This is a genomic window from Catenuloplanes japonicus (assembly GCF_000717135.1).
Classification (GTDB): Bacteria; Actinomycetota; Actinomycetes; order Mycobacteriales; family Micromonosporaceae; genus Catenuloplanes; species Catenuloplanes japonicus.
The window spans coordinates 93846-115846 of sequence record NZ_JNXY01000040.1 but is presented as its reverse complement, the minus strand read 5'-3'; the positions used below and the strand labels follow the sequence as shown (position 1 = coordinate 115846).

24 protein-coding genes are annotated in these 22001 nt (G+C 71.4%); 12 read left to right on the top strand and 12 right to left on the bottom strand.

The features are described 5' to 3' along the window. The first annotated feature begins 49 nt into the window (after positions 1 to 49). The 6 genes from OP04_RS42895 (at position 50) to OP04_RS42870 (ending at position 6792) form a co-directional block, all read left to right on the top strand. Entirely contained in the window at positions 50 to 817 is a 768-nt protein-coding gene (locus tag OP04_RS42895) for an ABC transporter ATP-binding protein (protein ID WP_033345765.1), read from the top strand. Continuing rightward, on the top strand, positions 817 to 3366 hold the full coding sequence (locus OP04_RS42890) for an ABC transporter permease (RefSeq protein WP_033345764.1): 2550 nt from the start codon (positions 817 to 819) through the stop codon (positions 3364 to 3366). The genes OP04_RS42895 and OP04_RS42890 overlap by 1 nt, the downstream gene beginning before the upstream one ends. 31 nt (positions 3367 to 3397) lie before the next feature. Beyond that, complete coding sequence (locus OP04_RS42885) at positions 3398 to 4099, top strand: neutral zinc metallopeptidase (protein ID WP_033345763.1); 702 nt, start codon at positions 3398 to 3400, stop codon at positions 4097 to 4099. Between the two features lie 182 nt (positions 4100 to 4281). Further along, positions 4282 to 4929 carry an HAD family hydrolase gene (locus tag OP04_RS42880; protein ID WP_033345816.1) on the top strand — a complete coding sequence of 216 codons (648 nt, stop codon included), beginning with the start codon at positions 4282 to 4284 and terminating at the stop codon, positions 4927 to 4929. A 58-nt stretch (positions 4930 to 4987) separates the two neighbouring features. Beyond that, entirely contained in the window at positions 4988 to 5797 is an 810-nt protein-coding gene (locus OP04_RS50755; RefSeq protein WP_051799934.1) for a cytochrome P450, read from the top strand. A gap of 125 nt (positions 5798 to 5922) precedes the next feature. Further along, positions 5923 to 6792, top strand: a complete 870-nt coding sequence (locus OP04_RS42870) for a PAC2 family protein (protein WP_033345762.1) — start codon at positions 5923 to 5925, stop codon at positions 6790 to 6792. Between the two features lie 62 nt (positions 6793 to 6854). Here OP04_RS42870 and OP04_RS42865 read toward each other — a convergent pair whose 3' ends face one another. Continuing rightward, positions 6855 to 7142 (bottom strand): TM2 domain-containing protein, encoded by a 288-nt coding sequence (locus OP04_RS42865; protein ID WP_033345761.1) that lies wholly within the window; start codon positions 7140 to 7142, stop codon positions 6855 to 6857. A gap of 86 nt (positions 7143 to 7228) precedes the next feature. Between OP04_RS42865 and OP04_RS42860 the strand changes: the two genes are divergently transcribed. Then, positions 7229 to 8023 carry a GntR family transcriptional regulator gene (locus tag OP04_RS42860; RefSeq protein WP_033345760.1) on the top strand — a complete coding sequence of 265 codons (795 nt, stop codon included), beginning with the start codon at positions 7229 to 7231 and terminating at the stop codon, positions 8021 to 8023. A gap of 79 nt (positions 8024 to 8102) precedes the next feature. Here OP04_RS42860 and mshC read toward each other — a convergent pair whose 3' ends face one another. The 4 genes from mshC to OP04_RS48825 form a co-directional block, all read right to left on the bottom strand. Continuing rightward, complete coding sequence (gene mshC, locus OP04_RS42855; protein WP_033345759.1) at positions 8103 to 9347, bottom strand: cysteine--1-D-myo-inosityl 2-amino-2-deoxy-alpha-D-glucopyranoside ligase; 1245 nt, start codon at positions 9345 to 9347, stop codon at positions 8103 to 8105. Positions 9348 to 10179: 832 nt separating this feature from the next. Next, positions 10180 to 11013, bottom strand: a complete 834-nt coding sequence (locus tag OP04_RS42850; RefSeq protein WP_033345758.1) for an SCO1664 family protein — start codon at positions 11011 to 11013, stop codon at positions 10180 to 10182. A gap of 25 nt (positions 11014 to 11038) precedes the next feature. Continuing rightward, positions 11039 to 11617, bottom strand: coding sequence for a DUF3090 domain-containing protein (locus OP04_RS42845; RefSeq protein WP_033345757.1), 579 nt, complete (start codon positions 11615 to 11617; stop codon positions 11039 to 11041). 108 nt (positions 11618 to 11725) lie between these two features. Continuing rightward, complete coding sequence (locus OP04_RS48825; protein WP_198154187.1) at positions 11726 to 12598, bottom strand: LysR family transcriptional regulator; 873 nt, start codon at positions 12596 to 12598, stop codon at positions 11726 to 11728. A gap of 157 nt (positions 12599 to 12755) precedes the next feature. Between OP04_RS48825 and OP04_RS42835 the strand changes: the two genes are divergently transcribed. Beyond that, entirely contained in the window at positions 12756 to 13499 is a 744-nt protein-coding gene (locus tag OP04_RS42835; RefSeq protein WP_033345756.1) for an SDR family oxidoreductase, read from the top strand. A 130-nt stretch (positions 13500 to 13629) separates the two neighbouring features. Here OP04_RS42835 and OP04_RS55070 read toward each other — a convergent pair whose 3' ends face one another. The 5 genes from OP04_RS55070 to OP04_RS42810 all read right to left on the bottom strand — a co-directional run bounded on the left by OP04_RS55070 (position 13630) and on the right by OP04_RS42810 (position 17009). Continuing rightward, positions 13630 to 13782: a hypothetical protein gene (locus OP04_RS55070; protein WP_198154180.1), complete on the bottom strand. Its 153-nt coding sequence runs from the start codon at positions 13780 to 13782 to the stop codon at positions 13630 to 13632. 134 nt (positions 13783 to 13916) lie between these two features. Further along, on the bottom strand, positions 13917 to 14789 hold the full coding sequence (locus OP04_RS42825) for an ImmA/IrrE family metallo-endopeptidase (protein ID WP_033345755.1): 873 nt from the start codon (positions 14787 to 14789) through the stop codon (positions 13917 to 13919). A 15-nt stretch (positions 14790 to 14804) separates the two neighbouring features. Then, positions 14805 to 15143: a helix-turn-helix domain-containing protein gene (locus OP04_RS42820; RefSeq protein WP_033345814.1), complete on the bottom strand. Its 339-nt coding sequence runs from the start codon at positions 15141 to 15143 to the stop codon at positions 14805 to 14807. Positions 15144 to 15228: 85 nt separating this feature from the next. Then, the gene (locus OP04_RS42815) at positions 15229 to 15957 is read right to left on the bottom strand and encodes an MSMEG_4193 family putative phosphomutase (RefSeq protein WP_033345754.1); all 729 of its coding nucleotides are present in this window, start codon (positions 15955 to 15957) and stop codon (positions 15229 to 15231) included. Positions 15958 to 15959: 2 nt separating this feature from the next. Next, positions 15960 to 17009 (bottom strand): LLM class F420-dependent oxidoreductase, encoded by a 1050-nt coding sequence (locus OP04_RS42810; RefSeq protein WP_033345753.1) that lies wholly within the window; start codon positions 17007 to 17009, stop codon positions 15960 to 15962. A gap of 97 nt (positions 17010 to 17106) precedes the next feature. Here OP04_RS42810 and OP04_RS42805 point away from each other — a divergent pair, with 97 nt between their 5' ends. Both OP04_RS42805 and OP04_RS42800 read left to right on the top strand, forming a co-directional pair. Then, positions 17107 to 18078, top strand: a complete 972-nt coding sequence (locus OP04_RS42805) for an aldo/keto reductase (RefSeq protein ID WP_033345752.1) — start codon at positions 17107 to 17109, stop codon at positions 18076 to 18078. Between the two features lie 33 nt (positions 18079 to 18111). Beyond that, positions 18112 to 18303: a DUF5703 family protein gene (locus OP04_RS42800; RefSeq protein WP_033345751.1), complete on the top strand. Its 192-nt coding sequence runs from the start codon at positions 18112 to 18114 to the stop codon at positions 18301 to 18303. Here the strand turns inward: OP04_RS42800 and OP04_RS42795 are convergent. Both OP04_RS42795 and OP04_RS42790 read right to left on the bottom strand, forming a co-directional pair. Further along, entirely contained in the window at positions 18300 to 18956 is a 657-nt protein-coding gene (locus OP04_RS42795; protein WP_033345750.1) for a hypothetical protein, read from the bottom strand. The two genes, OP04_RS42800 and OP04_RS42795, sit on opposite strands and share 4 nt — an antisense overlap. Positions 18957 to 18983: 27 nt before the next feature. Beyond that, a complete protein-coding gene (locus OP04_RS42790; RefSeq protein ID WP_033345749.1) occupies positions 18984 to 20285 on the bottom strand; it encodes a M20/M25/M40 family metallo-hydrolase in 1302 nt (433 codons plus the stop codon). A 99-nt stretch (positions 20286 to 20384) separates the two neighbouring features. On the opposite strand from OP04_RS42790, the gene OP04_RS42785 reads away from it, so the two are divergent. Together OP04_RS42785 and OP04_RS42780 are read left to right on the top strand one after the other, a co-directional pair. Next, positions 20385 to 21008 (top strand): hemerythrin domain-containing protein, encoded by a 624-nt coding sequence (locus OP04_RS42785; RefSeq protein WP_033345748.1) that lies wholly within the window; start codon positions 20385 to 20387, stop codon positions 21006 to 21008. Between the two features lie 241 nt (positions 21009 to 21249). Further along, complete coding sequence (locus OP04_RS42780; protein WP_033345747.1) at positions 21250 to 21921, top strand: ThuA domain-containing protein; 672 nt, start codon at positions 21250 to 21252, stop codon at positions 21919 to 21921. The last annotated feature ends 80 nt before the right edge of the window (positions 21922 to 22001 follow it).

Below are 22001 nucleotides of genomic sequence, written 5' to 3'. Positions count from 1 at the left end.
AGGTTGTTGCGGTGGGGATGAATGCGGACAGACGGGGAGTACGGCGACGATGGAGAGCACTGCGGCGGTTTCGGCCGTGGACGTGTGGAAGGTCTACGGCACCGGCGAGGCCCAGGTGACCGCGCTCGGCGGGATCACGACACAGTTCGCCCGGGGCCGGTTCACCGCGATCATGGGTCCGTCCGGCAGCGGGAAGTCGACGCTAATGCACTGCCTGGCCGGCCTGGACACGACCACGCGCGGGATGATCCACATCGGTGACACGGCGCTGACCGGCATGAACGACGCGCAGTTGACCAGGCTGCGGCGGGACAAGATCGGCTTCATCTTCCAGCAGTTCAACCTGCTGCCGACGCTGACCGCGGAGGAGAACATCCTGCTCCCGCTGTCGATCGCCGGCCGCAAACCGGACAAGGACTGGTTCGACACGATCGTGGCCACGGTCGGGCTCAAGGACCGGCTGCACCACCGTCCGACGCAGCTGTCCGGCGGCCAGCAGCAGCGCGTCGCGTGTGCCCGCGCGTTGCTGGCCCGCCCGGACGTCGTCTTCGCGGACGAGCCGACCGGGAACCTGGACAGCCGGGCCGGCGCGGACGTGCTGGCGTTCCTGCGCAACAGCGTCCACGAGCACGGTCAGACGATCATCATGGTGACGCACGACCCGGTCGCGGCCTCGTACGCCGATCACGTCGTCTTCCTGGCCGACGGCCGGATGGTGGACGAGCTGTCCGACCCGACCGCCGAGGGCGTGCTGGACAAGCTCAAGCACCTGGACGTGCCGCAGGAGCCGCCGGTGGCCGTGGAGCAGGTGCGCTGATGCTGCGGGCGACGATCAAGAGCCTGCTCGCGCGGAAGCTGCGCCTGGTCCTGTCCGGGCTGGCGATCGTGCTGGGCGTCATGTTCGTGGCCAGCGCGTTCGTGCTGACGGACTCGCTGGGCGGCCGGTTCGAGAAGCTGTTCGAGACGATCAACCAGGACACGGCCGTGCAGGTGCGCGCCGAGTCCGACGGCACGGACACGCCGCCGCTGCTCACCGAGGCCGACCTGGCGAGGATCGGCCAGGTCGAGGGCGTGGCGCGGGTGTCCGGTGACGCGTCCGCGCAGGGCGTGGTGCCGTTCCGGGCGCGCGACGGCAAGGCGGTGCCGACGCAGGGCGCGCCGCAGCTCGGGGTCGGGCTCGACCCGGCGGCCACGACCGAGGCCGACCTGTGGCACTTCGCGCAGGGGCGTGCGCCGTCCGAGTCGACGGAGGTGGCGCTGACCCGGTTCACGGCCGATCAGGCCGGTGTGACGGTCGGGGACAGGCTGCGGGTGTACGTCGGCCCGCGCTACGAGACCGGCGAGTACACGGTGACCGGCGTGCTGGAGTACTCCGGTGGCCGCCCGTCGCTGTCCGGCGAGACCATGGTGGCGTTCACCGTGCCTGAGGCCCAGCGGTTGTTCTACGACCGCACCGGCGTCTACGGGGGCGCGCAGCTGACCGCGGACCAGGGTGTGTCGGACGAGGCGCTGCGGGACCGGGTGCAGGGGGCGGTGCCGGCCGGGTTCGAGGCGGTCACCGGGCAGCAGATCGCGGACGAGCAGGCCAGCGCGTTCAAGCAGCTGCTGACGTTCCTGAACTACTTCTTCCTCGGGTTCGCGCTGGTGGCGTTGCTGGTCGGGATGTTCCTGATCTTCAACACGTTCAACATCATCATCGCGCAGCGGGCCCGTGAGCTGGCGCTGTTCCGCGCGCTCGGCGCGGGCTGGGGGCAGCTGACCGGGTCCGTGCTGATCGAGGCGCTGGTGGTCGGGTTCGTCGCGTCGACGCTGGGCCTGCTGGCCGGCATCGGCGTGGCGTACGGGCTGCAGGCCGCGATCGGCGCGGCCGGGTTCCCGCTGCCCGAGGGCGACCTGGTGATCGGCGTGACCGCGATCGTCGTGTCCTACCTGCTCGGCGTGCTGATGACGGTCGCGGCCGCGCTGATCCCGGCGGTCCGGGCCGCGTCCGTGCCGCCGATCGCCGCGATGCGCGAGATCGTCCGCCCGGACAAGCCGATGCTCGGCATCACGGTCACCGGCGCGGTCTTCACCGGGCTGGGCGTGGCCTCGCTCGCGGCCGCGCTGCTCGGTGCGCCGCTGGCCGCGCTGTTCATCGGCGCCGGCATCCTCCTGTCGATCGTCGGGGTGGCGCTGCTGTCCCCGGCGCTGACCCGGCCGGTCGCGGGCCTGATCGGGCGGCTGGTCGCCTGGGGCGCGGCCGGCGATCTCGGGCGGCGCAACGCGATGCGCAACCCGCGGCGCACGGCCGTCACCGCGGCCGCGCTGATGATCGGCGTGGCGCTGGTCAGCACGATCTCGGTGATCGGCTCGTCGCTGCGGTCCACCGTGACGGACCTGGTGAAGAACGACATCGGCGCCGAGGTCATGATCCAGACCAGCTCGCAGCAGATCCCGGACGGCCGGGAGGGCTTCGACCCGGCCCGGCTCGCGCAGGTCGACGCGCTGCCCGGCGTGCGGGAGTCGGTCGCGTACCACTTCAGCCTGGCCACCGTGAACGGGCAGTCGCAGCAAGCGGTCTCCGCGACCGACCTGACCACGATCGGGCCGATGTTCGGGCTGGACGCGGACGCCGGCACGCTCACGCCGACCGGCGCGACCGAGGCGCTGCTGGACACGAACACGGCGAAAGCACTCGGCGTCGCGGTCGGCGGCACGGTCACGGTCGAGGCGGCCAAGGGCGGGCCGGTCACGTACACGATCGCGGGCCTCTACACGAGCCGGCTGACCGCGGGCCTGCTGCTGCCGGAGTCCGCGGCGCAGCAGTTCGCCGGCCCGCTGGCCATGCAGGGGTACGTGGCGCTCGACGACGGCGCGGACGTGGACGCGGTGGTCGCCGGCGTCGAACGGATCATGGCGGACTACCCGCTGGTCACGGTCGGCGACCAGGAGTCCTACATCGCCCAGCAGAACGCGGTCGTCGACGGCATCCTCGCCATCTTCTACGTGCTGCTGGCGCTGGCCGTGATCGTCGCGTTCCTCGGCATCGTCAACACGCTGGTGCTCAGCATCTACGAGCGGACCCGTGAGCTGGGCCTGCTCCGCGCGATCGGCACCACCCGCCGGCAGGTACGCGCCATGGTGCGGGTGGAGTCGCTGCTGATCGCGGTCTACGGCTGCCTGCTCGGGATCGTGCTCGGCGTCGGGCTCGGCGGGGCGGCCTCGGTGGCGATGCGGCAGGAGGATCTGCTGTCCGTCGTCACCGTCCCGTACGGCCAGCTCGCCGGGCTCCTCCTGGCAGCGGCGCTGGCCGGGGTGCTCGCCGCGATCCTCCCCGCGCGGCGGGCGTCCCGGCTGAACGTGCTGGACGCGATCGCGTACGAATGAGGTCGGGTGTGGACCCCGTACCCTCGGTGAGGTGAGAAGACGGGTGGTGGCCGCGCTGGTCGCGGGAGCGCTGCTGATATCCGGCTGCGCGATCGGGACCGGCGCGGCACCGGACGGCGGCACGGAGACGACGACCGGCGCGGCCGACAACCCCGGCCGGGCCGCCACCGAGGACGAGTTCGCGCAGGACATCGAGTCCGCGGTCGTGGTCGCGGAGCGGTACTGGAACGACGTGTTCCGGCAGGACGGGCTCGCGTTCGAGCCGGTGCGGAAGATCGTGCCGTACCGGGAGGGCGGCGAGGTCACCTGCGGCCAGGACCCGATCCCGGCGCAGAACGCGGTCTACTGCGCGGCCGGCGACTTCATCGCCTACGACATCGACTGGGCGTTCGCCGCGTTCGAGCAGGTCGGCGACGCATTCGTGTACTACCTGCTCGGCCACGAGTACGCGCACGGCGTGCAGGTCCGGTTCGGGCTGCGCTACGAGTACACGATCGAGCAGGAGCTGCAGGCCGACTGCATGGCCGGGGCGTACCTGAACGGCTCGATCCAGGCCGGGCGCCTGCAGGTCGAGGACGGCGACATGGAGGAGCTGCAGACCGGCCTGCTCGCGGTCGGCGACGACCCCAGCCAGCCCTGGTTCGCGCCCAACGCGCACGGCACCGCGCAGCAGCGCACCGACTCGTTCTTCAACGGCTACGACCGCGGCCTCGCCGTCTGCGACGTCGGCTGAGACCGTGCAGTCCGCCCCGGGAGAACCTCCCGGGGCGGTCAACTGCTCATGACGTCGCAGGCACTGTCGGCCGCGTCACGGCCGGGTTTAGCCGAACCGCTCACACTCCGTGGCAGCACGACCGGGGGATCCGGACAATGGGCGGGGTGACCGAGACCCCCGTCGTCCTCCGCCCCGCCGCCGTGCTCTTCGACATGGACGGCACGCTCATCGACAGCGAGAAGGTCTGGGAGATCGCCATCCAGGAGCTGGCCCGCTCCTACGGCGGCGAGCTCTCCGAGGCGGCCCGGACCGCCATGGTCGGCGCCAGCATGGACCAGTCGATGCGGATCATGCACGAGGATCTGGGCCAGACCTGGCGTGACCCGGCCGCGGGCGCCCAGGCGCTGGAGGACCGCGTCGCCGAGCTGTTCGCGTCCGGCGTGATCTGGCGTCCGGGCGCGATGGTGCTGCTGGCCGCCGTGCGCGCCGCCGGCATCCCGGCCGCGCTGGTCACCTCCACCCGCCGACGCCTGGTCGAGGTCGCGCTGGACACGCTCGGCCGCGACTCGTTCGACGCCGTGGTCTGCGGCGACGAGGTCACGGCCAACAAGCCGGACCCGGCGCCGTACCGGACGGCCGCGGACGCGCTCGGCGTGGACATCGCGGACTGCGTCGCGATCGAGGACTCCACGGCCGGCATCGCCTCCGCGCGGGCCGCGGGCGCGGTCGTCCTGGCCGTCCCGTGCGAACTCGACCTGAGTCACCTCGACGGCCAGACCGGCATCCACCTGCGCTCCTCGCTGGAGGCCGTGGACGTGCCCCACCTGGCCACGCTCCTGGTTCCCTAACGGGGAATCGCCTACGCTGCGACGTACCCATCGATGCCTCTGGTTTCCGGGAGCGCGCATGACGGACACGGCCTTCGATCGTTTCGCGCCGCAGCACCTGGACGACCCCTATCCGCTCTACGCCGGGCTGCGCGAGCGCGGGCCGTTCCTCGCGGACGAGTTCGGCGTGTGGGTGGTCACCCGGCGGGCGGACGTGAAGGCGGTGCTCGGCGACCCGGCCCGGTTCTCGTCCGAGTTCCTGATCCGGACGCCGCTGCAACCCGCGCCCGGCGTCACGGAGATCCTCGCGACCGGCCACCCCGAGGTGTTCGCGCTGCTCAACCAGGATCCCCCGGACCACACCCGGGTCCGCGCGCTGGTCGCGGAGGGCGGCGGCCTCACCGTGCCGGAGCTGATCAGCCTGATGATCACGCTGATCTTCGGCGGCCACGAGACCACCACGAACCTGATCGGCAACGCGCTGGTCCGCGGCGTGTCCCGCTGGGCCGAGCTGGGCGCGGACCCGGACGCCGCGGGCGCGCTGGTGGAGGAGACGTTGCGGCTGGACCCGCCGGTGCAGGGCACCTTCCGGCGTACCGTGGCGGAGACGGAGCTCGGCGGCGCGCGGATCCCGGCCGGGACACAGGTCTACGCCGCGCTCGGCGCCGCGAACCATGACCCGCAGGGGTACGGGGAGCCGCACCTCGGGTTCGGCCGGGGCATCCACTTCTGTGTCGGGGCTCAGTTGGCGCGGGTGGAGGCGCACACCGTGTTGCGGGCGCTCGCCGTCCGGCTGCCCGGCCTGCGCCTCGCCGGCCGGCCCGGTTATCCGGCGAATCTGCTGCACAGGGGCCCGATCCGGCTGGACGCGGTCTGGCCCGTCCCTTAGCTCCATTAAGGGCAATTGCGGCATTGTACGCAATCCGCCCGGCTGCTGTCCGGCGGCGCGGCCAGCAAGCCAGTTCGCGCGGCGGCACGTAGGCTGGCGGAGGTGAGCATGGAAAGGGTGATGGCGTGACGGAGTTCGACGGTCTGCCCATGCTGCGATCCCCGGTGGCGGTCGTTGCGTTCGAGGGGTGGAACGACGCGGCCGACGCCTCGACGGCCGCCGTCGAGCACCTGGAACAGGTGTGGGAGGCACGCAAGGTCAGCGAGCTTGATCCGGAGGACTTCTACGACTTCCAGGTCAGCCGCCCGACGGTGACGATGACCGAGGGCGAGACGCGCAGCATCGAGTGGCCGGGCACCAAGTTCATGGTGGCCAGCCCGCCCGGCGCGGAGCGCGACGTGGTGCTGATCCGCGGCATCGAGCCGAGCATGCGCTGGCGCACGTTCTGCGAGCAGATCCTCGAGGTCTGCCACAGCATGGAGATCAACAAGATCGTGCTGCTCGGCGCGCTGCTGGCCGACGTGCCGTACTCACGGCCGCTCCCGATCAGCGGGGGCGCGACCGAGGTCGGCGCGGCCGAGCGCTACAAGCTCGTCCCGACGCGGTACGACGGCCCGACCGGCATCGTGGGCGTGCTGCACGACGCGGCCACCCGGGCAGACCTCGAGGCGGTGTCGTTCTGGGTGCACGTGCCCCACTACGCGAACAATCCGCCCTGCCCGAAGGCGACGCTGGCGCTGCTGCACCACATCGAGGACGTCCTGGACATCCCGGTCCCCACCGCGGATCTCGAGGAGGAGACCACGGAGTGGGAGGAGAGGGTGCGCGCCGCCGCCGAGCAGGACGCGGAGCTCGGCGAGTACGTGCGCGAGCTGGAGGAGCGGGCGCAGGACGCGGGCATCCAGCCGCTGTCCGGCGACGAGATCGCCAAGGAGTTCGAGAAGTACCTGCGCCGTCGCGGCGGATCCCCCGGGCCGACCGCCGGCTCCTGGTGATCCTCACGGGCCGGGGCTCCGCCGTTGTCGCGAGCCCCGGTCCCCGGGCCGTTCAGGCCGCCTCAGGCCTCGATGATGCCGTGGCGGGACATGATCGCGGCCCGGCGCGCGGCGTTGATCACGCGCACCCGGCGGCGCAGCAGGAACACGTCCGCGAGCGTCCAGAGTCCGAGCCCGCCCAGCGTGAACAGCATCGCGATCGACTGCGCGGTGTCACCGAGGTAGAAACGGTGGCCGCCGAAGACGCCGGTGACCAGCCACAGCGCGTACGCCACCCGGACGTCCTTGCGCACCGCGGCGAACTCGTCCTCCGCGCGCCGGACCTGCAGGCGATCCCATTCGGGCAGCATCCCGGTCGACGATAGCCGTGTCGGTGTAGCGGCGTGCGGCAGTAGGGTGCATCCTAGGAACCTAGCCGCAAAGAAGGGCACATCGCATGGCCCAGATCAATCCCGGCGCCGCCGAGTTCCCGCACCGGCAGATCGCCGACCAGCTCCGGACACAGCTCCGCCGCGGCGACTGGCAGCCGGGCGAGCGCCTGCCGTCGATCCCCGGCATCGCCGAGCAGTACGGCGTGGCCAAGCAGACCGTGCAGCGCGCCATCGACCAGCTGCGCGTCGAAGGGCTGCTGATCACCAAGCCCGGCTCCGGGACCTACGTCCGGGGCACCCGCCGACGGCTCAACCGGCTCTCCCGCGGCCGGTACGGCGGCCACCGCGGCTACCACGCGGACCTCGCCGCCCGCTACCGGCAGCAGCTCATCGAGGTCACCCGCGCGCCCGCGCCGGCCGAGGTGGCGGACGCGTTCGGCGTCAAGGACGGCGCCGACCTGATCGTCCGGCGGCACCTGGTCCGGGTCGACGACGCGCCGGTCGAGGTCGGCGCCGCCTGGTTCCGGGTGCAGGACGCGGCCGGCACCAGCCTGGAACGGATGGAAGCGTTCGGTCGGCCGCTCTACCAGGAGGCCGAGGAGGTCATCGGGCGGCGGTACGCGTCCGCGAGCGACGTGATCAGCGCGCGCCAGCCGTCCCGGGAGGAGGCGATGATCCTGCAGATCCGGCCGGACACGCCCGTGCTCCACCTGCTGCACGTGGCGTTCGACCCGGCCCGCAAACCGATCGAGGTGTCGCAGGCGACGTGGCCGGGGCCGCAGACCACGCTGACCGAGGAGTACTCGATCCCGGGACCCGCACCGGACCCCGACCCGGACCCGGGGATGGCACTGGCCTGACCGGGCGCTCAAGCACCACAACGGCAGAAGGGCCGCGCCATCACAGCGCGGCCCTCTCCCGTACCCACGAAGGGTTTTTCTACAGGCGCACGCCCAGCAACGCGTCCACCGCCGTCGACACCAGCCCCGGCGCCGCCGCGTCGGACGTGTCCCCGCCCAGCGCAGCCGCCGCCCACTCGTCCACCGCGGCCAGCGCGCCGGCCGTGTCCAGATCGTCCGTCAGCCGCTCCCGCAGCGCCGCCACGAGCGCGGCCCCGGACGGCCCGCCCGCCAGCGCCGCCGCCTCACGCCAGCGCGCCAGCCGCTGCTGCGCGGCCTTGAGCAGATCGTCGGTCCACTGCCGGTCCGACCGGTAGTGGTCGGCGATCAGCGCGAGCCGGATCGCCATCGGGTCCACGTGGTCCGCGCGCAGCCGGGAGACGAAGACCAGGTTGCCCCGGGACTTCGACATCTTCTCGCCGTTCAGCCCGATCATGCCCGCGTGCGTGTAGTGCGTCGCGAACGGCTCCGCACCGGTCAGCCGCTCCGCGTGCGCCGCGGAACACTCGTGGTGCGGGAAGATCAGGTCGTTGCCGCCGCCCTGCACGTCGATCCGGTCGCCGAGCAGGCCGAGCGCGATCACCGCGCACTCGATGTGCCAGCCGGGACGTCCGGGCCCGAGCGTGCCGCCGTCCCAGGCCGGCTCGCCGTCCCGGGTGCCCCGCCACAGCAACGGGTCCAGCGGGTCCTTCTTGCCCGCGCGGTCCGGGTCGCCACCGCGCTCCGCGAACAGCGGCAGCATCTCCTCACGGGTCAGCCGCGACTCGTAGCCGAACCGGGGCGCCGCGACCGCGAGATCGAAGTACACGTCCCCGGTGCCGTCCTCCAGCCGGTACGCCGCACCCTCGGCGACCAGGCCGGCCACCTTCTCCGCGATCGTCGGGATCGACTCGACCGCGCCCACGTAGTGCTCCGGCGGGATGATCCGCAGCGCCTCCATGTCCTCCCGGAACAGCGCGGTCTCCCGCATCGCGAGCACCACCCAGTCCTCGCCGTCCCGCGCCGCGCGCTCCAGCAGCGGATCGTCGATGTCCGTCACGTTCTGCACGTAACTGACCTCGCGACCCGCGTCCCGCCACAGGCGGTTGACCAGGTCGAACGCGATCATCGTGGCCGCGTGCCCGAGGTGGGTCGCATCGTAAGGGGTGATGCCGCAGACGTACATCGACGCGGGTGCCGTCGTGGGCGTCACGGGGAAGACGCCCTGCCGGGACGCGTCGTACAAGCTCAGCGGCCGCCCGTCGCCCGGCAGCCCCGGCACCTCGTGCCCGGTCCATGGATCCATGCCGCAAGCCTAACGACCGCCGCCCGCCTTCGATCCGTACCTCCCGGTGATCCGCCGCTCATGCTCCCGCGGGCCAACCTCCGGCGGGCTTCACCTCCGCTTCGCTCCGTTACGCACGCCGTTCCGGAGCCGGTTCGCGCGGGTCGGCCCAAGGCCGCGACCGCCGTCGCCGGTCACGTCGGCGGCGCGCGCACGCCACGCACAGCGGATGGCTCGACGTCGGGCTTGGTGCCGGAAATTTCGGCATAAAGGAGGCGTCACTCCCAGCCGCGATGACGCCGCCCAGCGCAAAAGATCATTGAGCGATGCGAAAGGTAGATCAAAAATGCTAATCGATCTACCTTTCGCATCGCTCAATGATCCTTTGCGGAGAGGGGCGCTCCTGGGCGTGGGCTCTGCGTTGACTGCGGCCAGCACTCGGTATGACTTTATGGTGAAATTTCGGGCACGAAGTGCCCGGTGTCGGTGCTTGCCGTCATCCAGCCCGCCGACGCACCACCCGACCGTCACTGGCGCGGCATCCACGCGCTGAGACACCCGCCATACGAGAGTGAACATGCGCGCCGAGGCGACCGCCACACGAGACGCAGGCGTGTCCTGGGATACCCGCCACACGAAGCGCAAGCGTCGGCTCCGGAACGGCGTGCGTAACGGAGCGAAGCGGAGGTGAAGCCCGCCGGAGGTTGGCCCGCGGGAGCATGCGGGCCGGACCACGCCGGAAGCGGGAAGATCTAGGTTGGGATCTGTCTTCGAGGCCGGCGGGAGTGCCTGCGGCCGCACGGTGGACCACGGCGGGAGCGGGAAAGCTGGGCCTGCGGAGGTATGCGGGAGGCTAGATGGGCGGCCAGGGGACGGCGGGCCAGCCCTCGGGCGGGTCGGGGAATTTGCGGCGGGCGATGAGGCGGGCGACGCGGCGGCGGGTGGCGTCGACCTCGGACTGGGTGAGGTGCTCGTCCAGGGACTCGCCGAGATCGCCGCGGAGGCCGGTGCGCAGCTCCTCCAGCACCGCCAGCGCCCAGCCGGGGAGGCGTTTGCCGGCCCAGCCCCAGAGGACGGTGCGCAGCTTCTCCTCGGTGTGGAAGCAGATGCCGTGGTCGACGCCGAAGATGCGGCCGGACGGGCCGAGCAGGACGTGGCCGCCCTTGCGGTCGGCGTTGTTGAGGACCGCGTCGAGGACGGCCAGGCGGGCCAGGCGTTCGTCGTCGGCGTGGGCGAGCGCGTACCGCTCGCCGTCGTCGTCCTCGGCGGACGCGATGCGGAACCAGCCGGCCGGGAGCTCCCAGGCCGGGATGAAGCCGACGATCTGCTCGGCGTCGCCGGGCTCGTCGATCCAGAGCTGGCAGGCGCCGGGGCCGAGCGGGCCGTCGCGAAGTATGGTCGGCGGGATCAGGCCGAACGCGGGATCGCGCGCGGCCATCCAGGACGAGACCAGGTAGGCCGAGACCTCACGGCCGGCCAGCGTGCCGTCCGGGAAGTCCCAGAGCGGCCGTTCGCCCCGGACCGGCTTGTAGACGCAGCGGCGGGTGACCCCGTCGAGCGTCACGAAGGCCCGCAGCGTGGTGTTGGAGGCGTCGACGAGCCGGCCTTCCAGCTCCAGCTCGCCGCGGCGCAGCAACCGGAGCGCGTCCGGCTCGTCGAGCAGGCGTTCGGCCTCGGTGGACGTCACGCGTCACCCGATACGCAGATCATGGTCAGCGATGGTAGCCGTTGTGGCGCGGGCACAGATGACCCTTGGGGTCGAGCGGCTGGCCGCAGAGCGGGCACGGCGGCCGCCCGGCGGAGAGCACGCGTCGCGCCCGGTCGATGAAGTCACGGGTCGCCTCCGGCGTGAGCCGCACGCGGAGCCGGTCGAGGTCGTCGTCGGGCTCCTCGGGCTCGTCGTCCGCGTCGTCCTCGTCCTCGGCGATCAGCTCCTGCTCGCCCTCGCCGGCCGCGATCGCCTCGATGATGACCGTGGCGGTGTCCACGTCGAAGGCGAGGCCCAGCGTGCCGACCCGGAACTCCTCGTCGACGGGCGTGTCGAGCGGGTCGTTGTCCGGATCATTGGCGGTGGCGAGCACGGGCAGGTCGACGCCGAAGCGCCGGTGCGCCTCGGCGAGCAGCTCCTCGAGCTTCTCGGCGAGCAGGGACACCTGGACCTTCTCCAGCGCCACGCTGACCACTCGGCCGCCACCCCGGGCCTGGAGGAAGAACGTCCGGTCACCCGGCGTCCCCACGGTCCCGGCGACGAACCGATCCGGCGGCTCGAACGCATGCACCTGGTGGGTCATAGGGTGAACCCTATCCGCCCGAACGGCCACGCGCGTAGCGCACAGGGCCGAATAAGACCGAACCGATCGGCGGATTCCGGGCACATGGGACTACTCAAGTGCGCATGATCACTTGATGGCGAAAGCGGGAGCCGCGAGACACGCCAGCGCGGACGCCCGGAACGCGCCCACCAACGCGCCACGCTCCCCCGCGCGCGTCACCACGACCACCCGGCACGGCTCCGCGTCCTCGATCGGGACCGTGGTCAGGTCCGGGTGCAGCGTGACCCGCCGGTCGCCGGCCGGCAGCACCAGCACGGCCCGTCCCTCCGCGACCAGGTCCAGCGTCTCCTCGAAGTCGAACCCGCCACCGGCCGGCACGTCCGCCGACGGCGGCCCGAGCCGCCAGAACTCACGCCAGGCCGGCTCGGCCCGGGAGCAGTCCAGCGACGCCTCGCCCGCCACGTCACCCACCGTGACCGAGACGCGGCCGGCCAGGCGGTGGGTGCGCGGCAGCGCCAGCACCCGCGGCTCCTCGTAGAGCACGGTCGTGTCCAGCCCGGCGTCCGGGAACAGCAGCGGCGCGCGGGTGACCAGCGCGTCCACCAGGCGATCGGACAACGCACGGGCGTCGTCCCACTCGACGTGCTTGGTGCGGACCACCGCGGCCGGGCGACGGCGGCGCAGCTCCCGGACCGCGGGCGTGATCACCAGGTCGTCCGCGTAACCGACGGTGATCGTCTCGGCCGGGACGGCCTCGCGTGCGGCGAGCACGGCCTGGTCCGCGGTCAGCAGCAGACGGCGCGCCTCCGGCAGGAACGCGTGGCCGGCCTCGGTGAGCCGGCTGCCCTGCGGCGTCCGGTCGAACAGCCGCACGCCGAGCCGGTCCTCCAGGCGCTGGATCTGCCGGCTGAGCGCGGGCTGGGCGACGTGCAGCGCGGCCGCGGCCCGGCCGAAGTTCTCATGCTCGGCGACGGCCGTGAAGTACCCGACGAGCCGCAGGTCAAGGTCTCATCCGGGTACGCGCACGCGCTCCAGCGTACCCACGGCAAGGTCATGCCTGCCGGGCATGACGGGGGTGCGGAACAGGTCTTGGACCGCGGATGCCGGACGGCCGTTGAATCGATCCGTTCCGTTCTCGGAGAAAGGCATTACGGACATGGGCAGGTTTGACGGGAAGCGTGCACTGATCACCGGCGGCGGGAGCGGGCTCGGGTTCTCGCTCGCACGGCTCCTGGTGGGCGAGGGCGCCCGGGTGATCATCACGGGCCGCACGCGGGAACGACTGGACGCAGCCCGGAAGGAACTGGGCGGCGATGTGACCGCGGTCCGCAGCGACAGCGCGTCCCTGCCGGACATCGACGCGCTCGTCGCACGGATCGCCGCGGAGTTCGGGCAGCTGGACGGCCTGTTCGTCAACGCCGGCGTGAACGGTTTCGCCCCGTTCGAGGCGACGCCGGAGGAGATGTACGACCGCCTGTTCACGATCAACGCGAAGGGCCCGTACTTCACGGTCCAGCGCTTCGTGCCGGTGCTGGCCGCGGGCAGCGGCGTGGTCTTCACCACCTCGGTGATCAACCAGCTGGGCTACCCGATGACCAGCGTCTACTCCGCGACGAAGGCGGCCGTGCGCTCGATGACACGCTCCATGGCACGCGAACTGCTGCCACGGAACGTGCGCGTCAACGCGGTCAGCCCCGGCCCGATCGACAGCGGCATCCTCGACCGCGGGATGCCCGCCGAGGCCGCCGCACAGACGAAGGCACAGATGATCGCGGAGAACCCGATGCTCCGGTTCGGCCGGCCGGAGGAGTTCGCGCGGGCGGCCGCCTTCCTCGCCTTCGACGCCACGTTCACCACCGGCGCAGAACTCGCGGTCGACGGAGGCGGCTCACAACTCTGATCGGGGCGGCGTGAAAGCAGGAGGATCAGAGCTCAAGATCTGAATGCTTTCCCGCTTCCGGCGTGGTGACGGTGCGTTTACCCCTGTGGGCAAACCTCGCGGAGGACAAAGACTCGTCGTGCCGGTCTTGCTACTTCCACAGTGCGGGCAGCATGATGCGGGTCTTGTCGATCGGGGGCAACCCGTCGTCAAGGCCGCGCATCCGCTGGTAGACCGCACGCATCGTGGCCTTGTCCGGCACATGGGTGCCGGCGGCACGTTCGAGGACCGTCAGCGTGCTCACCAGTCTGATCGCGCAGCCGGTCCAGCCGGCGGACCTCGCCGGTGGCGGTGCGGGCACCGTCCCCGTCGTCGATCAGTACGGTCACGGTATCCCCGGCCTCGGCGGCAACGACCGCGTGTGCGATCACCATGACCTCACCGAGGTCCTTGGGCTGCGTCATCCGTGCCACGAGAATCGTCGGAACCATCAAGTGCCTCGTCCAGCGCGGCCAGATCCACGTCCACGTCCGGCAGGTCCGCGGGATCGGCCCAGCTGGCCGTCGTTGCGGCCGGCACGACACCGGCGTCGCGCAGCTCCGCCTCGACCTCCGGCAACGGCACCCCGCGCAGGGTGGCGACGGCCTGCGCGGACAGCACGCCCTCGGCATATCCCCGGATCGCGCGCGCGAGAAGACGCTGCGGCGCACGGCGCCGGTCCGAGTCGGCCTGCAGCGCCCGGTACTGGTCCTGCCAGCCGTGACGGACCGCCAGCTGCGGCGTGAAGATTCCTCTCCATGTCACGGCTCTGTCGGCATCGATGTAGCCCGCCTGGCGCAGAGCGATCGCCGCGAGTGCCGGAGACACGAGAAATCGTTGAACGACCGCGGACAGCGTGGATTCGCTGATCGGCTGTTGATCGTCCAGAAACTCCTTGAGGCCCTCCGCCGGCACCAGCAGGTGCCGCGCGAAGGAGTCAGCCCTGGCCTCGGCCGGCGCACGGCCGGCCCCGCCACCCGGCCCGCCTTCCTCCCAGTCGCCGAACTGGACGTGGCCGAGCTCGTGGGCCAGCGTGCTGCGCTGCCGCATGGGATGGGGCGTGCGCGCGACACCGATGAACACCGTGCCGCGCGCACGATCTCGCATCGTCAGACCGTGCTCGTCCGGCCCGGCCTCCAGCACCGCCACGTCGATCCCGGTCGTCTGCTCGACGATCGCCACCAGGTCACCCAGGGGCTGGACGCCCAGATGATGATCGGCGCGGAACCGGGCCGCGGCCTCGGCCGCCTGGCGCTCGAGCTCAGCAGTCACAGTCTTCCACCAGCGTCACACGGTCGCGGGAATCGCTTGCTCGTCGAGATAGTCGTCGAGCTCCAGAAAATGCAGCAGGGCGCGACGCATGTCGTCCATGTCGCAGTCGTTGGTGGCCCGCGCCGCATACTGCACCCGGTCCGCCACCGTTTCCGAGCCGGTCAGCTGTGCCACGGTGTGGCCGGTGGCCCACGCGATCGCGACGATCTCCGGGACCTTCGCCGCACGCTCACCGGACATGATCCGTGACAGCGTCGGTTGAGAGATGCCGGTCAGATCCGCGAGAGCCCGCTGACTGAGACCGGCAGCCGCGCGTGCACGCTCGATCAGCACGCCGACGTTCGCTTCACCCACCGCCACCCTCCCCACCTGAATCACGATCGCCTTGCGTGATTCAGTCTACGGGATCGACGCTACCTCCACCAGGACACGGGCACGGTCAGGGAAGCTGGCCGCCACCGGCGCCGCCACCGACGGCGGCGTCCGACTCGGCGGGAGCGGCGGCACGGCGGCCGCGGCGCTTCTTGGCGGGCGGGGGCGGGACGAGGGCCGCCAGGTCGCCGCCGGTGTCGTTGGAGCGCAGGACGAAGGGGCGCGTGGCCGTGTAGCGGATGGCGGTGACCGAGGCCGGATCCGCGACGATGCGCTGGAACTGGTCCAGGTGGAGGCCCAGGGCGTCGGCGGCGATGGCCTTGATGACGTCGCCGTGGCTGCAGGCGAGCCAGACGGCCTCGGGGCCGTGCTCCTCGGTGATTTTCGCGTCCCAGGCGCGGACGGCGGCGACGGCGCGGGTGGCCATGGCGGCCATCGCCTCGCCGCCGGGGAAGACGGCGGCGCTGGGGTGCTGCTGGACGACGGGCCAGAGCGGGTCCTTGGCCAGCTTGGCCAGCGGCTGGCCCTCCCAGGAGCCGTAGTCGCACTCGATGATGCCGTCCTCGAGGCGCGGGAGCGCGTCGGGAAGCGCGAGCGACAGGGTCTGACGGCAGCGCAGGAGCGGGCTGGAGACCACCGCGGCCAGCGGGAGGCCGGCGAGACGGGCGCCGACCGCGGCTGCTTGGCCGCGGCCGACGTCGTCCAGCTCGACGGGCTGACGACCGGCGAGTCCGCCGGAGGCGTTGGCGGTGGTCCGCCCGTGCCGGAGTAAGAGGACGGTTGCCACGAGGGACAACCCTACGCGACTCCGGCCTCGTCGAAGGCCTCGGCGAGCGTGCGGAGCGTGGTGATGGAGGACTCCCGGTCGGCGGTGAAGAGGTTCACGGAGAGCGTGGTGACGCCGGCTTCGGCGTACCGCTGGAGGCCGCTCTTGATCTTGTCTTTGGGGCCGATGAGGGAGGTGCGGTCGATGAAGTCCTGCGGGACGGCGGCGGCCGCGTCGCGCTGCTGGCCGGTGAGGTAGAGGTCCTGGACCTGGGCGGCCTCGGCCTCGTAGCCCATCCGGACCGCGATCTGGTTGTAGAAGTTCTGCTTGCGGCTGCCCATGCCGCCGACGTAGAGCGCGGCGTGCGGGCGGATCAGGTCGGCGCAGGCGGACACGTCGTCGCCGATCGCGACCGGGACGGCGGGGGCCACGTCGAAGCCCTTGAGGTCGAGGCCAGCGCGGGCGCGGCCGGCGGCGACGGAGGCGAGGTAGCCGTCGGCGAGGTCGGGGGCGAAGAAGATGCCGAGCCAGCCGTCCGCGATCTCGCCGGCCAGCTCCAGGTTCTTCGGGCCGACCGCGGCGAGGTAGATCGGGATGCCGGCGCGCAGCGGGCGGAAGCCGAGCTTGAGCGCCTTGCCGGGGCCGTCGGGGAGCGGGAGCGTGTAGTGCTCGCCGGCGTATTCCACGCGGGAGCGGGCCAGCGCGAGCTTGACGATGTCGACGTACTCGCGGGTGCGGGCCAGCGGGGAGCCGAAGCGGACGCCGTGCCAGCCCTCGGAGACCTGCGGGCCGGAGACGCCGAGGCCGAGGCGGAAGCGGCCGCCGGAGAACGTGTCGATGGTGGCCGCGGTCATCGCGGTCATGGCCGGTGTGCGCGCGGGGATCTGCATGATCCCGGAGCCGACGTGGATGCGGCTGGTCTGGCCCGCGATCCAGGAGAGCATGCTGACCACGTCGGAGCCGTACGCCTCGGCCGCCCAGACGACGGAGTAGCCGAGGCGATCCGCCTCCTGTGCGATCGCGAGGTGGTCCGCGGGCGTGCTCCAGGCGGTCTGATACCCCAGGCTCAGTCCGAGTTTCACCGCATTCAACCCCTTTAACCGTTTGTGAATACCCACGAGTAACGTCAGAGTGCCGACGAGGATATCCGTACGCCACAGTTCTTAATAAGGTTCACCCATGCAACAGCGACCGCTCGGCCGAAGCGGGCTGGCGGTTTCGCGGCTCGCGCTCGGCACCATGACCTGGGGCCGGGACACCGACGCCGACGACGCGGCCGCGCAGTTGAAAAGTTACCTGGACGCGGGCGGCAATCTGGTCGACACCGCGGACGTCTACGGCGACGGCGACGCCGAGGCCGTGATCGGCTCGCTGCTGGGCGGCCTGGTCCCGCGCGAGGATCTGCTGATCGCCACGAAGGCGGGCGTGCGGCCGGGCAGTGGGCGGCGGCGGGACTGCTCGCGCGGGCACCTGCTGCGCAGCCTGGACGCGTCGCTGCGGCGGCTCGGCACGGATTACGTGGATCTCTTCCAGGTCCACGGGTACGACCCGGCGACGCCGCTGGAGGAGACCATGTCTGCGCTGGATCACGCCGTGACCAGCGGCCGGGTGCGATACGTGGGCCTGTCCAACTACTCCGGCTGGCAGACCGCGCGCGCCGCCACCTGGCAGGCCGCCTACCCGGGCCGCGCGCCCGTGGTCGCCACCCAGATGGAATATTCGCTGCTGGAGCGCGGTGTGGAGCGCGAGGTGATCCCGGCCTGCGAGGCGCTCGGCCTGGGCCTGCTGCCCTGGTCGCCGCTGGGCCGCGGCGTGCTGACCGGGAAGTACCGCAACGGCCGCCCCAGCGACTCGCGCGCGGTGTCGCCGCACTTCGCCGCGTTCGTGGAGAGCTACCTGGACCCGCGCAGCTCCAGCATCGTGGAGGCGGTGGTGATCGCGGCCGGCGGGCTCGGGGTGTCGCCGCTGGAGGTGGCGCTCGCCTGGATCCGCGACCAGCCGGGCGTGGTGGCGCCGATCCTGGGCGCGCGCACGGTGGGCCAGCTGCTCGGCGCGCTGCAGGTGGAGTACGTGGAGCTGCCCGACGAGATAATCAGCGCGCTGGACGATGTGTCCGCTATCGGGTATTCGTACCCGGAACGCGATGACTAGTTTTTGATCAATCTGCGGCGCAGGATAGACGCCATGGACTACGAATACGCGCCGCTGCGGTTGCCCCCGAATGTCGACCGGATGACCGCCACGGCGCAGCTGGCGATCCAGGCCGAGTTCTCCGGCTGGGAGCTGGCCCGGGTGCAGCTGTTCCGGGACGGGACGCGAAAGGTCGTGCTGCGCCGCCGGGTCCGGGAACAGCCGCAACCGGGCCTGTCCATCTAGCGCACGTCCTCCGGCACCTCGATGAACGGGTGCTCGTCGAGACGGCCGAGCAGCCGGTCCTCCGGTCCAGGGGCGAACGGGCCGTCGCCGTCCTCCTCCTCGAACGCGTCGAGGTCCAGCGGCGCGACGACCTCGGTCACGGTGACCAGGCCGTCCAGCGGCTCCAGCTCGGGGATGTCCAGCTCGCCGAGCGAACCGTCGCCGCTCTGCAGCAGCTCCAGCACGGCCTCGCCGACCGAGGTGATCGGCTCGCCCAGCTCGGCCGCGTCCGCGTCCGGTCCGGCGGCGGCGCGGCGGGCGGACTCGGCGACCCGGATCAGCGCGGAGACGCTCGGCACCCGGTAGTCCCGGCGCTGGCGCACCGCGATCGCGGCCGGGTACGCGTCGTCCGGGGCGTCGTGGTCGTGATCGTGGTCGTGATCGGCCTCGTCCTCGTCGATCGGCTTCACGTCCCACGGCGTGACCTCGTTGTACGCGTCGAGCAGCAGCTCGTCGTACTCGAACGAGGCGTTGTTCAGCACGACGTACGCCTTGCCGACGTTGTCGTCCTCGACCGCGCCGCCGCTCGCCTTGACGGCGGCGAGGTGGGCGCGGGCCGCCTCGAAGACGCGCTCCAGCGCCGCGTCGAGATCAGCCGGCTTCAGGTCAGTCATGAAATTTCCTCAGTTCTAGGGGTGTACTCAGCAACCGCGCAGGAATCGGTCCAGCACTCGCGTGCCGAACTCTAGACCCTCGACCGGAACGCGCTCGTCGATGCCGTGGAACAGCGCGGAGAAGTTCAGGTCCGCCGGGAGCTTCAGCGGCGCGAAGCCGAAGCAGCGGATGCCCAGCTGGTGGAAGTGCTTGGCGTCGGTGCCGGCGGACAGCATGTAGGGCACCGCGAGCGCGCCCGGGTCCTCCGCCTTCAGCGCGGCCGACATCGCGTCCACCAGGTCACCGTCGAACGTGGTCTCCAGCGCCGGCTGCGGGTCCCGCGACTCGATCTCGATGTCCGGGCCGATCAGCTCACGCAGCTGCTCGTAGAAGAGCTCGTGCTGACCGGGCAGCGTGCGGCAGTCGATGGTCGCGGACGCCCGGCCCGGGATCACGTTGTCCTTGTAGCCCGCGTCCAGCCGCGTCGGGTTCGCCGTGTTGCGCACGGTGGCGCCGATGATGTTCGCGATCGGGCCGAGCTTCGCGATCGCCTTCTCCGGGTCGTCCAGGTCCAGCTCCACGCCGAGCAGCTCCGTGGTCTGCTCCAGGAACGTGCGCACCGTGGGAGTCACGGTCAGCGGGAACTTGTGGTTGCCGATCCGGGCCACGGCCTCGGCCAGCGCGGTCACCGCGTTGTCGTCGTGCACCATCGAGCCGTGACCGGGGCGGCCCTTGGCGTGGATGCGCAGCCAGTCCATGCCCTTCTGCGCGGTCTCGATCAGGTACAGCCGCAGGTCGTTGCTGACCGTGAACGAGTAGCCGCCGACCTCGCCGATCGCCTCGGTCACGCCCTCGAACAGGTCCGCCCGGTCGGCCACCAGCGCCTTCGCGCCGTACTTGCCGCCCGCCTCCTCGTCCGCGGTGAACGCGAGCACGATGTCGCGCGGCGGGACGTAGCCCTCGCGGTGCCACTGCGACACCACGGTGAGCACCATCGCGTCGAAGTCCTTCATGTCGACCGCGCCGCGGCCCCACAGGTAACCGTCGCGGATCTCACCGGCGAACGGGTCCACCGACCACTCGGCCGGATCCGCCGGGACCACGTCCAGGTGGCCGTGGACCAGCAGGCCGCCGCGCGAGGAGTCCGCGCCCGGGATGCGGGCGACCAGCGAGGTGCGGCCGGGCAGCGTCTCGTGCACGACCGGCTCGATGCCGGCGGCGGACAGCTTCTCCGCGACGTACTCCGCGGCCGCGCGCTCCCCCTTGCTGGTCTGCGGATCCCCCGTGTTGCTCGTGTCGATCCGGAGCAGGTCGCGGCAGATCCCGACAACCTCGGCTGAGTCGTTCATGCGCCTTTCTTACCATCCCCGGCCGCCCATCGGCGTTTGCCGGTTGAACGCGGCGGGAATCACGGCGTCGCACGCCAATGTGTTCCCTAGGAGGACCCCGTGGCACTCCCCCTTCCCCCGCTCCCGCACACCCCCGGCGACGCCGCGTGGGAACCGGCCGGAGACGAGGTCGTCAAGGTGCTCTCCGAGGAGCACCACCGCATCGCCTCGCTCTGCTCCCGGCTCACCGACATCGAGGTCCCGGCCGAGGAGCGCTCCCGTACCGCCGAGGTCGTCGTGGCCACCGTCACACGCCACCTCTCGGCCGAGGAGCAGTACATCTACCCCGCGGTCGCGGGCACGCTCGAGGACGGCCGCGCCATCGCCGACCACGAGATCGCCGAGGACCGCGAGATCCTGCGCACGCTCCAGGCGTTCTCCGCCACCAAGCCCGGCGACGCCGACTTCGACCGCCTGGCCACCGAGATCTGCACCAAGCTCGGCCGGCACGCGGAGACCGCGACCGGGCAGCTGCTGCCCGGCCTGCGCGACGCGGCCAGCCACGCGGACCTGATCCGGCTCGGCAACCGCGTGCAGATCGCGGAGGAGGCCGCGCCCACGCGCCCGCACCCGGGCACGCCGGCCACGCCGCCGTGGAACAAGGTCGTCGACCCCGCGATCGCGGTGGTGGACAAGGCGCTCGACGCCGTGACCGGCCGGAAGACGTACCAGTCAGATCTTTAGATTCAGGATTTCCCGCTTCCGGCGTGGTCACCTTCCGCGCGCTCCCGCGGCCTCGGATCCGTGGGTGGTCACGAAAGGGCAGGGGCGGGGCACACCCCGCCTCCTGCCCAGGTCCCGGGACGCGATCTTGGCGGGGGCGGGGCGGGTGGGTTGGAATGGGCGGCATGAGCGAGCTTGCGAGCGAATCATCGGCGCAGTGCCTGAACTCATGCCGACGGGGGAGCGAAGCGGGGGAGGCGGCATGAGCGAACGGCGAGCCCTGGTGGTCCGTGGTGGCTGGGACGGGCACGCGCCCGTGGCGGCCACCGAGGTCTTCATCCCGCACCTGGAGGAGCAGGGGTTCGCGGTGGGGATCAGCGAGGATCTCGACGTCTACCTGGACGCGGACCGGCTGCGGGAGACCGACCTGATCGTGCAGTGCTGGTCGATCGGGACGATCACCGGCGCGCAGGCGGCCGGGCTGGAGGCCGCGGTCCGCCACGGCACCGGGCTGGCCGGCTGGCACGGCGGGATCATCGGCGCATTCCACCACAATCGGTACCAACTGCTCACCGGCGGCAAGTTCGTGTGGCACCCGGACGAGTTCGTCGATCACGTGCTGACGGTCCGGCCGGAGCGCGCCCAGCACGAGATTGTTTCCGGCATTGACTCAGTCGAATTGCACACCGAAAAATACTGGGTGATCTCGGATCCGCTGAACGACGTACTCGCAACGGTGATCTTCGATCCGGAAGACGACGCCGAGTGGAGCCAGTCGATCACGATGCCGGCGGTCTGGACACGGCATTGGGGCGCGGGCCGCGTGTTCGTCAGCACGGTCGGCCACAGGGTGGATGACCTGCTCGTACCGGAGATCAAAAGGATCACCGAGCGCGGTCTGACATGGGCTGCGCGGTACCACCGCGCCGACTGAGCACATCGGACCGTCGTATGGTTCAGCCGGACCCGACAGTGTTCGACTCGTATTTTCGGCCGGAGTTCACTGGCTGAAAC

Coding starts and splice junctions, on each gene's coding strand:
- OP04_RS42895 (WP_033345765.1), top strand. CDS start 50: ATGGAGAGCACTGCGGCGGTTTCGGCCGTGGACGTGTGGAAGGTCTAC.
- OP04_RS42890 (WP_033345764.1), top strand. CDS start 817: ATGCTGCGGGCGACGATCAAGAGCCTGCTCGCGCGGAAGCTGCGCCTG.
- OP04_RS50755 (WP_051799934.1), top strand. CDS start 4,988: ATGACGGACACGGCCTTCGATCGTTTCGCGCCGCAGCACCTGGACGAC.
- OP04_RS42865 (WP_033345761.1), bottom strand. CDS start 7,142: ATGCTGCCCGAATGGGATCGCCTGCAGGTCCGGCGCGCGGAGGACGAG.
- OP04_RS42860 (WP_033345760.1), top strand. CDS start 7,229: ATGGCCCAGATCAATCCCGGCGCCGCCGAGTTCCCGCACCGGCAGATC.
- mshC (WP_033345759.1), bottom strand. CDS start 9,347: ATGGATCCATGGACCGGGCACGAGGTGCCGGGGCTGCCGGGCGACGGG.
- OP04_RS42845 (WP_033345757.1), bottom strand. CDS start 11,617: ATGACCCACCAGGTGCATGCGTTCGAGCCGCCGGATCGGTTCGTCGCC.
- OP04_RS42835 (WP_033345756.1), top strand. CDS start 12,756: ATGGGCAGGTTTGACGGGAAGCGTGCACTGATCACCGGCGGCGGGAGC.
- OP04_RS42805 (WP_033345752.1), top strand. CDS start 17,107: ATGCAACAGCGACCGCTCGGCCGAAGCGGGCTGGCGGTTTCGCGGCTC.
- OP04_RS42800 (WP_033345751.1), top strand. CDS start 18,112: ATGGACTACGAATACGCGCCGCTGCGGTTGCCCCCGAATGTCGACCGG.
- OP04_RS42795 (WP_033345750.1), bottom strand. CDS start 18,956: ATGACTGACCTGAAGCCGGCTGATCTCGACGCGGCGCTGGAGCGCGTC.
- OP04_RS42790 (WP_033345749.1), bottom strand. CDS start 20,285: ATGAACGACTCAGCCGAGGTTGTCGGGATCTGCCGCGACCTGCTCCGG.
- OP04_RS42780 (WP_033345747.1), top strand. CDS start 21,250: ATGAGCGAACGGCGAGCCCTGGTGGTCCGTGGTGGCTGGGACGGGCAC.